Below are 14063 nucleotides of genomic sequence, written 5' to 3'. Positions count from 1 at the left end.
CTAGCTTTTGGTTTCGACGCTTAGAGCATAGCATGGGTAGCTTTGTAGGTGTCCTTTTAATTTGTCATTTTAAAAAGGGCCTACACTCTCGGCGTTGGATTTCTCCAACACCAGAAAGTGTAGACCCTTTTTATTTTGTTAATAAAACTATTTAAGTGATCTTAGAATCTATGAAACGTCAAATGCGATGATGTTGGTGCTCTCATTCGTCCAGTCGTTGATGGCTATGGTAAAATGAATGAATTAGATTTGCAGGATGGTTGATTGCGAACATATTACGACCCAAGAGACTCGTTGAGAATTAGGGGAAATGTTTTGAGCGAAAAAAAAAGATACAATGAAAGTTTTGAGTTAGTAAAGACCATTTTAGCGCTAATGGTAATTGGAATTCATACAATTTATTGGGATAAAATACCTATACTGAGTTTGTTGGTTTATCCAATCTTGCGGATAGCAGTCCCTATTTTCTTTATGTTCAGTGCTTATTTCTTTTTTTCTAATATTAATCGCAGGTCTAAGCAAGATGCACCTAGGGTTTTGAAGCGAAGCGTAATTCGTTATCTGAAACTTTATTCAGTTTGGTATGTTCTCTTGTTGCCAGCGTCTATTCTGATGCGCAATTATTTTCGCTTAAGCATTTTGACTGCGCTTGCGCGCCTTGTTGAAGATTACTTCATTGGGGCGGCATTTCTCGCATCGTGGTACATTGGTGCACTAATTGTAGGCGTACCGATAGTATATTTTGTTAGCCGATTTGTAAATAATTATGTACTGATACTTTGTGCGTTAGTCGTCTACGCTTGGTGTGTCATTCTATCAAATTATGGTAATACCGAGTTAGGTCAAATCTTGAATCAGTCTTTAACGAAAATTCCGTTTTATTTTGTGCCGTATATGAACTTTCCAATTAGTTTAATCTGGCTTGCAATGGGAAAGTGGTTTGCAGATGAGCAGTTTAGAGTGAATTCTTGGAAAAGATGGCTTGTTGGCTTGGTTGTCTCGGGGCTTCTGCTGTATGTTGAGCAGGGATTTGTTGTCTCCAAGAAGCTTTCGATAGGTAATGATGCTTATTTCATGTTGATTCCATTTTGTTCAGTTCTCTTCTTAGGAATTTTATCGGTTAACTTTCACGTTCCTCACGCGCGTTTTTTACGAGCGTTCAGCACTATTGGTTACTGTTTCCATGATTCATTCCAAAGCACGATAAGAAGACTGCTCGCACACTTTGGACATGCGGTAACACGTTTTTCGGGATCGTTGATGTTATGGTTGGTTGCTGTAGTCGTTTGCATGATCTTGACATGGGTCATATTAAGATTCGAAAAGGTTCATGGTCTCAAGTGGCTCAAGTATACGCATTGAGAGCTTGCAGTGAGAATGAGTGGCCGCATGTAGATAAGGGGATGAACTGTTCCGCATTCGTGAAAGTTGAAGAGCTACTTATCGTCAATGAAATCGAAATTACATGGTCTGTACATACTGTATTGCGGTGGTTTTTCTTTGTGAGCGTTGGCTGAGGTGTGATATCAACTACCATAGATTAGAGATGTACCAGGCATCGACTGATTTGCTAGAAGCCTGACTTCATAGATTTCATTAAGCTTATCAAGCACAACCGACAACGGTCAGCTCATCTGGTATCATACAAGAGTGACCGTTGTTGTAGTTATGGTATAATCAACGAGGTATGCTTTTCTGCTTTGAGCGAGTTAACTAATTGATTTTGAGAGGGTTGTTGTATGAGACAGAGAGTTGCATGGAATGGCTTAAAACGCTTTGCGACCATGGTCGGGGATGTTCTTCTTTTTAATCTCAGCGTGTTGGCGGCCTTCTATCTGAAGTTTGGCCACGTGATTCCGGATAGAAACTTTTACACATATGAAAAGTCTGCGGTCTATATCAGCATTGTGTTTTTGATCGTGAATTTTCTGCTTGGGGTATATGTATTCTATAATCGGCGGGTCAGCGATATTATCTTTACAACCGTTCTGGGTCAAATATTAACGATTGCGGCGCTGATCATGATTACCTTTATGGGACGGCTGTTTGCTTTTCCAAGGTCTGTGCTGGTTTATTCATTTTTAATCAGTATCGTTGTTTTATGTATTTGGCGAGTGTTTATCTTCTTCATGTATCTGCGCTTCACCAGTAATCAACGTGTTGCAGTGCTTTCGAATGAGAATGAACTACCAGCCATTGTGCAGAACTTCAATTCTACAAAGAACAACAAACATAAGGTGACATATGTGGTCACCGCACACTTTCTAGAGAATGCAGAGAGGATCATTGACGACGTCGATATCTTCTACCTGACCAAGAGCTTGTCTGATGATGAAAGACGAGAAATTGTCGATCTCGCGCTGAAACATGAAAAAGAAATCATGCTCACGTCGACTTTTGATAATTTGTTGATGCTTAACCCGAACCTCATGAACTTTGAAGATGAGTCAGTAATGGGCATCCGTAATTTTCACATCACACCGGAAAATGCATTTTTCAAACGTGTTTTTGATATCGTTGTCGCGTTGATTTTGCTCGTGATCGCGTCACCGTTTATGTTGGTCACCGCGATTTTGGTTAAGGTCACTTCGCCAGGCCCGATTATTTACAAACAAGTGCGGATTACGCTAAATCAAAAGGAATTTAACATTTTAAAGTTCCGGACGATGAGAGCCGATGCGGAATCGAAGTCGGGGCCAACGCTTGCCAAAGCACATGATGCGCGCATTACTCCCGTTGGTAAATATCTTCGGAAGTTGAGGCTGGATGAATTACCACAGATCTTCAACGTTCTTCGAGGGGATATGTCTATCGTTGGACCGCGCCCAGAGCGGCCATTCTTCGTTGATCAGTTCAATCGTGAAGAACCACATTACTATTTGCGCCATAACGTTCGGGCAGGCATTACCGGATACGCCCAAGTCTATGGGAAATACGCGTCGGACTATCACAGTAAATTGAAGTTTGATCTGCTTTATATCAAGTGCTATTCGATTTTCTTGGATGCTAAGATCTTGTTACAGACCATTAAGATCCTTTTTGACAAAGTTTCCTCGCAAGGGCTAGACAATGAAGAAGAACCGAGTGTCGTGAAGCTCGAGAAAATTGTCGAAGAGAACGATATTCAACATTTGCAGTAGGAGGTCGCTAATGGCAGAGCGAATTAGCGTCTTAATGTCGCTGTATATCAAAGAACGACCCGAGTTTTTGGAAGCGAGCCTGCAAAGTATTCGCCAGCAGTCGTTACCACCTGATGAGGTCGTGATTATTTTAGATGGTCCCATTACGTCAGGATTGCAGCAGGTGCTAGATAAGTTTCAGGTCGTCATGCCAGGTTTGAGGGTATTACCACAAGCTCACAACCAAGGTTTGGGGATTGCCTTAGCCATTGGTGTAAAAGCGTGCAAGAATCAATTGATTGCACGGATGGACACTGACGATATCATGGCGCGTAACCGTTTGGAGCGCCAAGCACATCAGTTTGCAAGCCAACCTACGCTGGGAATCTGTAGCAGTAACATTACCGAATTTGATGGTGACATTGAGCATGTTGTTGGGCATCGGCGACTGCCTGAAACCGATGAAGAGATTCGGCAGTTTTCGAAGCGACGCAATCCATTTAATCACATGGCAGTGATGTTTAAGCGAGATGCAGTCTTGGCAGCAGGCAATTACCAGCCGCTAAAAGGCTTTGAAGATTATTATTTATGGGCGCGTATGCTGAAACAAGGAACGATTGCTTACAACGTCCAAGAAGATTTGGTATATGCACGGACCGGTGCAGATATGTATCTTCGAAGGGGCGGAATTTCTTATCTTGTGTCTGGCATTAAAGGACGCTACCATGTTTATCGGGCTGGTCTTGGTAAGCTATCAGATTTCGTGTTGGTTAGTGGCATCCATGTGGTCGTTAGTCTGATGCCGAATCAGTTGCGCGGATGGGTGTATGCTAAGAAGTTGCACGCATAACTACTGGTGAAACATTGTTGGATTGAAAGAGGAGCATGTTTAATGAAAGAATCAAAGTTTAACTTTGGCCGTGTGTTACACGTCATTTGGAAGCATATTTGGGTGGTTGTGGTACTTACAGTCATTGGTGCAGGTGCGACTCTGGCTTTACGGCCAAAAGGGACTGTTGCGCATACCGCGACGACGCAAGTCATGATTTCTCCTAAACAAAATTACGATGTTAGTAATGGGACACTCATGGACATGGTCAAGACTTATGATGTGTTGGGTGTGGCTATTAAGCAATACAATTCAGCAATTGATTCAAAGAAAGATAAGGCTAGTTTTAATGATCTTTCCGATAGTTTACAAGTCACAGTCAACGGCAACTCGCGGATCCTTACAATTAAGGCTGACGAAGGCTCTGCGCACGATGTCAAAAAGCTGGCTAATTTAATCGCGAAACGGGTAGTTATTGTGGCCACAAAGAAGTTGCCAACACTCAAAAACACGATCGTGACACCAGCACGGATCTCAGGTCAAAATTCGGGCGGGCTTAGCGCCAAAAAAGCAATCGTGCTTGGTGGCGTTGTCGGTTTTGTTGTTGGGATCGAGTGCACAATTTTACTGGATCGCTATCAAACCCGCGGTACAAAGAAGCGTCGGAATTAATATAAAACATCTGGATTGGCTGAACTAGTCTGTAAAGTTCAGCCTATTTTGTAAGTTGAAACTGATTAATGGAGGAACATGATGACACGCGTAATAACATATGGGACGTTTGATTTATTGCATTGGGGACATGTTCGGTTATTGGAGCGAGCTGCCGCTCTTGGAGACGAATTGATTGTTGGCCTTTCTACGGATGAGTTCAACGCAGTCAAGCATAAGGAAGCGTATCACAGTTACGCGCATCGTAAGTATATCCTTGAGGCAATTCGTTATGTTGATAAGGTCATTCCAGAAAATGATTGGGAACAAAAGGTCTCAGATGTCCAAAAATATGGGATTGATATTTTTGTGATGGGTGACGACTGGAAAGGGCAGTTCGACTTCTTGAAAGATTATTGTAAAGTAATCTATCTGCCAAGAACGGAAGGCATTTCAACCACTCAAATCAAAGAAGACTTGAAATAAGAATCCATCGCGTCAAAATCGACTGAGAAAGAGGCTGTCACATTTTTTCATTTGCTTTTTGATGCGCGTTTTCTCAGTAGTGTGTAGTTGAAATAAGGCGCACTTTACTCGGCATTGTGCAATGACGTCCATGGCGAGTGGACCTTCAGATGTTTTCTAGCGAGATTGGTAAGATCTGAAGTGTCGTACCGTTTGCCAATCAAATCTTAATTATAGTTAGAGAGCGTATTTCAATCGATGAAACTAAAGAAAACCACCAGTGACATTATATACAATGGCTTATATCAGGTCGTGATCCTGTTCTTACCATTTATGACACAGCCATACCTTTATCGTGTTATGCACGAAGAAGCGATGGGGATCAATGCGTTGATCAATTCTATCCCGTCGTTATTGTCTGTGTTGATTTTGTTTGGGATGAATCAGTTTGGTGTGCGCACGATGGCACAGTCCAAACGTGAGGACCGAGCCAAGACGTTTGCAAAGTTATGGACGGTTCAGCTCGTCGTTGGCCTCGTGGTTATGGGTTTGTACGCCCTAAGTGTTGTTTTGTTTCTTGATTATAAGTTCTACTATCTTTTAGAGCTTCCCTACTTACTTGGATTTGTTATCGATATCTCGTGGTGTTTTGTCGGGTTAGGTGATATCAAGAAGGTCATCCTTCGAAACACACTGATCAAATTATTGATTGTTAGCTCAGTCTTCTTGCTGATCCACAGCCCTAAGGATTTATGGCTGTATCTGCTCATTAATTCGGTGACCTACCTGGCTAACATTATTTTTTGGATCGACCTGCCACATTTGCTGGGCACCCGGCCCAAACGGCGGGATTTTGGTTGGGTCAACCGGTACTTTATTCAAGCGTTGCTCGTAACGCTACCAACAATTGCAACCCAACTGTACATTTCGTTCGATCAGCAACTCGTGGGACGGCTGGCTGGTGTCATCCAACTGAACTATTATGCGTATCCACAGAATATGGCGCGCGCTGTTATTGCGGTTGCTGGTTCTGTTAGTAGCGTTTTGATGCCAAAGATGGCAAAAATGATGACGGGAGATTCTGGTCATACTGGTGTGGTTAGATTATTGAAGACCAGCTTGGATTACACCTTGGTCTTAGCCGTTTACCTCTGTGTTGCCTTCATGATTAATGCGATCAAATTTACCCAGTGGTTCTGGGCGGCCAAGAACGCGACAATGGGCTGGAATATGTTTTGGGGCTCTCTTATCATCATATTGGTCAGCTATGGGGGAGTTTACGCGAACCAATATACCCTTTCGAGGGGATTGTTCAAAATATATTCCATTCCATACTATTGCGGGGCTGCAGTTTCGGTGAGCTTGAACATACTTCTTGTTCCTCATTTTGGATCGATCGGGGCAACTTTCGTCATTGTATTTACAGAATCAATCGTTTTGTTCTTACGCATGTTTTTGGTAAGACATGAATTACCACTGAGACAGGTGGTAAAAGGAGAGTGGACGACATTGGTTTGTGGTGGCGTGACGCTAGCCATCGGTCTGTTACTACCAATGAACACGGGTTCGCTTTTTATTGATTTAGTCTTACAGACAGTGCTATTAACAGTCGTCTTTCTCCTAATGCTGTTTGTGACGGGCAATCGAGTCATGAAAGATATTTTACATCGAATTGCAGGACGTCAAGCTGCGTAGCCTGAATGCTTATGAAATGGGGTATTGAGTCAATGGGAAAACATGCGTTTCTTATTATTGCACATAACCATTTGAAGCTTTTAAATGAGTTATTATCCGTTTTAGATGATCCACGTAATGATATTTTTTTGCACATCGATAAAAAGGCGCCAGATTCATATAAACAAGGGATCAACGTTGATCTCAAGTATTCTCACGTCTACTTTAGTGAACGCGTCAATGTCCATTGGGGTGCCTTCTCACAGATTGAATCTGAGATTGCGGTGTTAACAACTGCGACTAACACTGGGCATTATGAGTACTATCATTTGATCTCTGGTGTGGACTTGCCAATTAAGACACAAGATCAGATTCATCAGTTCTTTGATCAGATGCACGGACAAGAACTCGTCCAGTTTCAACAGCCTGTGATTGCGCCTGAAAAATTGTCTCGCGTGCGAAGATATGCCTGGTTTCAAGAGCATGACGTACGGCATAACTTTTTTTATTCGCAGGTGCAACGTGTCACAATGATCATCCAGTCTCTCTTGAAAGTGAACCGCATCAAGAAAACCACTTTGGAATTTCAGATGGGCTCGAATTGGTTCTCAATTACCGATGATTTAGCGCGCTATGTCCTGGCTCAGACGCCGAAAATATTGCCATATTTTAAGCATACCCAGTGTGCAGATGAGCTTTTCTTGCAGACGATCGTGGTGAATTCAAAATATAAGGACCGATTATACCATCGAGAATTTGATGACAGCAAACTTGGTAATATGCGGTTTATTGAATGGGTCAACCATGCCCCACGGGATTTGACCATTGAAGATTTCGATATCCTCAAGCGTAGCGAGCTTTTGTTTGCGCGTAAGTTCAATCCGGATACCGACAGCGCCATCATTGAAGCGGTGCTTAATCAACTGGCCCGTTCTCCTCGATGAAGAATCAAGTCTAAAATTCTGGCGAGATGAAATCTTGCTTAGTCGGAAGACCATTTAGAGATTGATCGTTCGATATTCAATCTAGTCATGGAAACCGCAAAATCGTAATCGACTATTGGGTTCTAAAATGATCTGTACAAAATAATGCTCATCTGGCGCTAGCGGTTTGTTGCACAATACGTCCTCACAGTTTTATTTCAGGTTACTGTCAATCTCAACGAAGTATGAGCGCTCATCGTGTGTTGATCCGTACGCGAGACATCGTAGAATTTCTAAAAGTTGCGCGTAGCCGATACGGAAACGCGCTTTTTCTGGTATGATTCTTGGGGGTCGGGCTTTCGCAAGATTCTTAAGAAGCTTGTATGGCGCCCGTTCACTTATTCGTTAGAGACTAGCGTTAAGGTAAAAAAATTCTAACTGAATCTTTAAACTAGGGAGAAATACGTTGGTATTATTACTACTTTTTATTATTTGCATTTCACCGCTTGCTGCGTTAATTCCCGCGGGACGACAGTTGCTTTTGGATCGTAGAAAGCTTACTGACGTGTTACCTATGGCTGGGATGTTAGGATTATTGGGCCTATTCTATGTTCCAATCGTTCAGGTTGATTTATCCCGATATTTCCTACAGTTGGATACGATTCGTAATTTTTCAAGTTTTGGCGAATTTTTCCAAACACTAGATTCGACACAAAAGGTGCAAGTCTCGCAACAGGTATTTTTTTACGTCATGTCTAAGCTGACTTGGAATAACTTATTACCTTTTGTTGTCGTGATACTGGTAGCAACCATCGGCCTCTATATTATTAAGGACTACATCTCAGATAAGCAATTTGCGTTACCATTGCGTGGGCTTATCTACCTGACGTTCATCTTGTTTATGCCGTGGGGCCAGGTAATTACGAACATCCGTTACATCTCTAGCTTGGCATTGTTTATGCTTGCGTTTTATCGCGATGTGTATCAGCAGAAGCGGGATGTTTTCACATTCGGAGTCTATTTAATCGGCTTCACAATGCATATTGCCACCTTGCTGTTTTTAGGCATTAGGCTATTGATGTTCGTCGTGCAAAAATTGACCAGTGACATCAAGAAGAGCCATCGTATCATCATGATTTTGGTCATCGTTGTATTAGTCGTTCTAATGTCTCAGACGAGTGTATTCAAAATGTTTGCTAGCAAAGCAATCTATTACATTAATGGTGGTGGAGACGGTTCTGCAGTCCAACAATGGTTTGCTCAGGCTGATCGTAGTCTCGGCAGAAGTCTAGGTAAGCATATTGAGATGGTGTTTACCTTCATTCAATTGTGCCTCTTGACGCCATTGTTGATCAAAGCGCGAAAATTATCTTCAGCAGGCGAGTTTCGTATGTTGATTTTTACCGCCTTGATGCTATTTGTGACGTTCATTTGGACTTTTCTTGCAGGGACGACGTGGATTCGGTTTGCCTTTCTTGTAGATTTTTGTGCCGTATTTCTAATTGTTGCAGAAGAGAAATATTTAGATGATACGTATCTCATTCTTTTTAATCAAACGGTATGGATCGGGATGCTCTTGTGGTCAATCGTATGGCAAGCATATCAATACACAGGCTCTGAGATGATGACTAGGAGTGATTTCTTCAATATTCTATATCCCTTTAGGTGGTTACTTAAATGAGTAAACTTATTTCATATACAAAATCATTAGTGCTTAGATTCATCGACTTTATTTACCCGAGTGCATTATTTAAAGTTGACGATCATAAGGTAGTGGTTACTTCTTTCCGTGGTAAGAATTTTTCCGGTAATCCCGCACTGGTTGTTCGGGCACTACTCAAAAAAAACAGAAGTCTTGACATTGTCTGGTTAGCGCTTGATGTTGATGCAGCAGTTCCTGCAGGTGTGCGGGTGGTTAAGTATAACTCCATCGCTTCTTACTACGAGCTGGCAACTGCTAAAATTTGGATCGATGATTTTCGAAAAAAGTATTTTCCGCGTAAGAAGATTAATCAGCGATACTACCAGGTCTGGCATGGCGTCTTGCCGCTGAAGAAGATTGAACTGGACGCAGAAGATAAACTCGATAAAGTATATCTTCGAGAGGCAAAGCGAGATGGACGGCATACGGATTACATGCTTGCTGGGAATACATATACAGCTAACGTCTATAAACATTCGTTCTGGTTTTCAGGGAAGGTGCTTGATTACGGGACCCCTAGCTTAGATGGCGTATTAGAAAGCAAAAGTGAATCTGTATCAAGTCGTGTCAAGGAATCCCTTGATCTTGTTGGCAAACGGACGGTCTTATACTGTCCAACATTTAGGGATGAGTTTACATTAAGCGATTACCATATTGATTCCGGAGCTGTATGTGAAGCCTTAGGGCAACGCTTTGGTGGCGAATGGAAGGTCTTAATTCGGCTTCATCCCAATGCCCGTGAACATGAAGCGCAGGTGGTAGCGGATAACCCTAACTCCGTTGGCGTAACCGCGTACCCCAATCTACAAGAACTGATCACCATGGCTGATTTTGTGGTAACTGACTTTTCTTCTGTGATGTTTAATGCGTTATATGCTGAGACGCCAACATTTATCTTTGCAAAAGATTATGAGCGATACATACACGATGAACGTGGCGTCTATGATATCATCACGCATTTACCATTTTCAATCAGCCGAGGCACAGACGAGTTGATTCAGAATATTGAGCATTTTGATATACAAGAGTTTTTAGCAAAACGGGAAGCATTTCTTCACTTTATTGGAAATTCTGAAACTGGCCATAGTGCCGAGTTGCTGGCAACCCATGTCCTCGAAGAGATGGCTGGAGGTACTCGCTAATGTTTGACAAGCATGCTTTTTTGTTCCTGGTTCGTGAGATCAATGAGCAAGCATTGAGTGTTATGGAAGCACTAGATGATGACCTGAATGATTTTTATATCCACGTCGATGCGAAGACAGCGACGCTTAACGAACAACTGGTGCAGGAGCGCATCAAGCGCGCAGGCGTCTTCTTCGTTCCCCGAGTATCAGTCGGCTGGGCGGCATACTCGATGGTTGAAGCTGAATTAAATTTGTTGACGGCAGCTACCGCTAGCAAAACGGCATATCGATACTATCATTTACTCTCAGAGAGTGATTTTCCGCTTGTAACCAGCCAGCAATTGCATAAGCGGCTACAAGATAGTGACAGAGAATTCGTGGAGTTTGAACGGGTCGACGACCAGAATACGATCAATCGTCTCCGTTATTATTATCCTTTGCAGGAGCGGCTTGGTAAAAAGCACGGTGTCGCTTGGGTTGGACAGAAGCTCTTGTTGGTTGTGGAGCATATTATGCGGGTCAATCGGCTACGTCACGTGAAGAGTATCAGCCAAATCGGGAAAGGCTCACAGTGGTTTTCAATTACAGATGATTTTGCAAAGTATATCATCAGCCGCAAAGACCTTATCAAACAGTTATGTAAAGATACAAGAGCCCCCGATGAAGTTTTCATACAGACATTAGCGTTGAATTCCGAGTTTAAAGATCGAATTGCGTATATGGATCAAGGAAATTTACGCTACATTCGCTGGGAAACCGGCAATTCTCCTCAATTCTTATCGCACGATGATTTGGATGTGATGCTCCGGTCTGATAAATTGTTTGCAAGAAAATTTGGTGATAGTTCCGAAATGAGGAATCTGAAACAAGACTTATTAAAATCAATTAGTGAGGATAGCGGTCAATGAACAATGGAGTTCTATTAAGCCTGATTATTCCTGTTTACAATGTTCAAAATTATATTACGGAGTGCGCGCAAAGCATCCTGGCGCAACCACTCGTTAATTGCGAAGTGATTTTTGTAGATGATGGTTCACGAGACAATTCAATCCAGGTTCTAAACCACTATCTCCAAGATTTTCCAGAGGTCAATTGGCGGGTTCTACACAAACCAAATGGTGGCTTGAGTTCAGCCAGAAACTTTGGCCTGCACGCAGCAAGTGGAAAGTATGTCTGGTTCGTTGATTCTGATGATTGCTTGGCTATTGGTGCGGTGCAACGTCTTAAGCAGCTAATCGATGAATATGATTCTCCTGATAGCATTTTCTTTGATTTCATGAGATTTACTGACACCATACCTGAAGCTACTGGCATCGATGCACATCCAACATTGTCAACCGGGCAAGATATATTAAGTGAAATTTTCCAGAGGAATCGAGATAATTACGCATGGTCGTTTATCACAAAACGCTCAGTGTATGAAGCTAATCAAATCGTGTTCCCTGAAGGTCGGAATTACGAAGATATGGCAACCACGTATCGAGTTGCTTATTTTAGTCGTCGCGTTGTCAGCTTGAGTGAGGATCTGTACTATTATCGAGATCGTCCAGGGTCAATATCCAATGAAGGTGCAAGCAAGAACGCAACCGATTTATATCTCAATATTGAAGATTGCATGGCCTTCTTTAAGAATCATGAATCTCCTATTTTTGACCGCTTTTTTGCTAATTTTGCAGCTTATTTTTCGCTACTAGCCTATCAGCAACGCTTCGATGCAGAAACGTGGCAAAGAACAAAAACGGTCATTGCTCATGTTGGTTTTTCAGCGTTAAGTGCTAAATATAAGATTGCCTATATTTTAGCTAAGCTCCGGCTACTCAAATTGGCTCAAGCCTTTCGAAAGCATGCGAAACATTCGTAGGCTGAGCAAATCGGATCTGGGATAATAATCGATCACTGCAGTCAATGAGAATGAGGATTGATTGTGAAAACACTATTTTATCGTGGTGAAGCTTGGCTAGAGGCACATCAACTCTGGGATGTGTTTACGTATGTTTTCTTCGGGGGGCTAACGACGGTTGTTAACATCGTTGTCTTTGGTGTTGCGACGCGCTTGGGTATCAGCTGGCAGATTGCGAACTTCTTGGCGTGGTTATTGTCGGTGCTCTTTGCCTTCGTCACTAACAAGTTGTGGGTGTTCAACTCGCACACAGACAGTCTTGGCGGCTTGGTGTGGGAGCTGACGAAGTTCATGGCGGCGCGGATCGTGTCGTTAGGAATCGATTACGCCTGTATGTTTTTGTTCATCAATCTTTTCAGATGGGCGAAAATAGTGGCCAAGATCCTAACCCAGGTCGTCATCGTCGTGGCCAATTACGCATTCAGTAAATTTATCATCTTCAGAAATAAACCAAGCGATCGCTAAGCTGATCGAAGGAGTGGGTTGATATGAGGTTACTTGTTACTGGCGGTGCGGGCTTTATCGGGGCTAACTTTGTGCAGATGGTTTACCGTAAGCATGCAGACGTCGATATCATCGTGTTGGATAAGCTGACTTACGCCGGCAATCGGGCTAATCTCGCTGATGTCTTGGGCAAGCGCGTGAAGCTGGTGGTTGGTGACATCTGTGATGCGCAGCTGGTTGATTCACTGATGAAACAGGTGGATGCCTGTGTGCATTTTGCCGCAGAGAGCCACAACGACAACGCATTGCAAGATCCCGCGCCGTTCGTGCAAGCCAACATCATGGGCACTTACACCTTGTTGGAAGCCGCGCGTCGGTATCAGATTCGTTTTCATCACGTCTCTACCGATGAGGTCTATGGCGATTTGCCGCTAGACAGCACCGCGAAGTTCACGAGCACCTCGCGCTACCATCCTTCCAGTCCTTATGCGGCGACAAAGGCCGCTAGTGACATGCTGGTGCAAGGATGGGTTCGTAGCTTCAAGGTGCAAGCGACGCTGTCAAATTGTTCTAACAACTACGGGCCATATCAACACATTGAAAAATTTATCCCCAGACAGATCACCAATATCTTATCTGGTCGCCGTCCCAAACTCTACGGGAGTGGCCAAAACGTGCGGGATTGGATCTACACAGAAGATCATTCCGAGGCGGTGTGGATGATTTTAACGCGCGGTACAATCGGGGAGACTTATCTGATCGGGGCTAACAATCCGTTAAGCAATCGCGCTGTGTTGGAAGAAATCTTGATGGCGATGGGTCAGCCACGCGATGCTTTTGACGCTGTCCGTGATCGCCCCGGCCACGACCGACGCTATGCAATCGATGCCAGTAAGCTACGCGAAGAACTCGGCTGGTCTCCGAAAACGCGTGATTTTGCCGCCGGTCTCAGGCGGACGATTGCCTGGTATCGGGCTCATGAGGTGTGGTGGGCGGCACAAAAGGCAGAGGTCGAGGCCCGTTACGCCGATCGCGGCCAGTAAGGCACAATCAAGTGCGTTATAGCACAACCTTTCTTTTCGCGCTAAACTAGAAGCAAATGTGAACCTGGATTATTCACCTCGGTATTTGGGACATGAAATCGCATCTGGCCGGTCTGAAAGCAACGTTTGGAGCGTTGCGAATACTGACTGAGCGGAGAAGTTGGTGATCGATGCACCACGAACAGACCG

The 14063-nt window shown here is 43.4% G+C and carries 13 protein-coding genes; all 13 read left to right on the top strand.

All coding sequences use genetic code 11. The features are described from left to right. Positions 1 to 315 precede the first annotated feature (315 nt). The gene (locus ACYVRB_RS13330; protein ID WP_461215934.1) at positions 316 to 1362 is read left to right on the top strand and encodes an acyltransferase family protein; all 1047 of its coding nucleotides are present in this window, start codon (positions 316 to 318) and stop codon (positions 1360 to 1362) included. A 377-nt stretch (positions 1363 to 1739) separates the two neighbouring features. Further along, positions 1740 to 3140: a sugar transferase gene (locus tag ACYVRB_RS13325; protein WP_461215932.1), complete on the top strand. Its 1401-nt coding sequence runs from the start codon at positions 1740 to 1742 to the stop codon at positions 3138 to 3140. Positions 3141 to 3150: 10 nt separating this feature from the next. Next, positions 3151 to 3969, top strand: a complete 819-nt coding sequence (locus tag ACYVRB_RS13320) for a glycosyltransferase (protein WP_461215931.1) — start codon at positions 3151 to 3153, stop codon at positions 3967 to 3969. Between the two features lie 42 nt (positions 3970 to 4011). After that, a complete protein-coding gene (locus ACYVRB_RS13315; RefSeq protein ID WP_461215930.1) occupies positions 4012 to 4620 on the top strand; it encodes a YveK family protein in 609 nt (202 codons plus the stop codon). Positions 4621 to 4701: 81 nt separating this feature from the next. Further along, on the top strand, positions 4702 to 5085 hold the full coding sequence (gene tagD, locus ACYVRB_RS13310; protein ID WP_461215935.1) for a glycerol-3-phosphate cytidylyltransferase: 384 nt from the start codon (positions 4702 to 4704) through the stop codon (positions 5083 to 5085). A gap of 237 nt (positions 5086 to 5322) precedes the next feature. Then, positions 5323 to 6759, top strand: coding sequence for an oligosaccharide flippase family protein (locus ACYVRB_RS13305; RefSeq protein ID WP_461215929.1), 1437 nt, complete (start codon positions 5323 to 5325; stop codon positions 6757 to 6759). 32 nt (positions 6760 to 6791) lie between these two features. Next, entirely contained in the window at positions 6792 to 7682 is an 891-nt protein-coding gene (locus tag ACYVRB_RS13300) for a beta-1,6-N-acetylglucosaminyltransferase (protein WP_461215927.1), read from the top strand. 445 nt (positions 7683 to 8127) lie between these two features. Further along, complete coding sequence (locus tag ACYVRB_RS13295) at positions 8128 to 9342, top strand: hypothetical protein (protein ID WP_461215926.1); 1215 nt, start codon at positions 8128 to 8130, stop codon at positions 9340 to 9342. Next, complete coding sequence (locus ACYVRB_RS13290; RefSeq protein ID WP_461215924.1) at positions 9339 to 10505, top strand: CDP-glycerol glycerophosphotransferase family protein; 1167 nt, start codon at positions 9339 to 9341, stop codon at positions 10503 to 10505. Before ACYVRB_RS13295 ends, ACYVRB_RS13290 begins: the two co-directional genes overlap by 4 nt. Next, on the top strand, positions 10505 to 11395 hold the full coding sequence (locus tag ACYVRB_RS13285) for a beta-1,6-N-acetylglucosaminyltransferase (protein ID WP_461215923.1): 891 nt from the start codon (positions 10505 to 10507) through the stop codon (positions 11393 to 11395). The genes ACYVRB_RS13290 and ACYVRB_RS13285 overlap by 1 nt, the downstream gene beginning before the upstream one ends. Continuing rightward, complete coding sequence (locus tag ACYVRB_RS13280; RefSeq protein WP_461215922.1) at positions 11392 to 12348, top strand: glycosyltransferase; 957 nt, start codon at positions 11392 to 11394, stop codon at positions 12346 to 12348. Before ACYVRB_RS13285 ends, ACYVRB_RS13280 begins: the two co-directional genes overlap by 4 nt. Positions 12349 to 12411: 63 nt before the next feature. Continuing rightward, positions 12412 to 12852 (top strand): GtrA family protein, encoded by a 441-nt coding sequence (locus ACYVRB_RS13275; RefSeq protein WP_461215921.1) that lies wholly within the window; start codon positions 12412 to 12414, stop codon positions 12850 to 12852. Positions 12853 to 12875: 23 nt separating this feature from the next. Then, positions 12876 to 13874, top strand: coding sequence for a dTDP-glucose 4,6-dehydratase (rfbB, locus tag ACYVRB_RS13270; RefSeq protein WP_461215919.1), 999 nt, complete (start codon positions 12876 to 12878; stop codon positions 13872 to 13874). Positions 13875 to 14063 lie beyond the last annotated feature (189 nt).

It is taken from the genome of Lacticaseibacillus boliensis (genome assembly GCF_054784775.1).
Note: the sequence above shows the minus strand (reverse complement) of the source record. Positions and strands in the feature narration are given on the sequence as shown.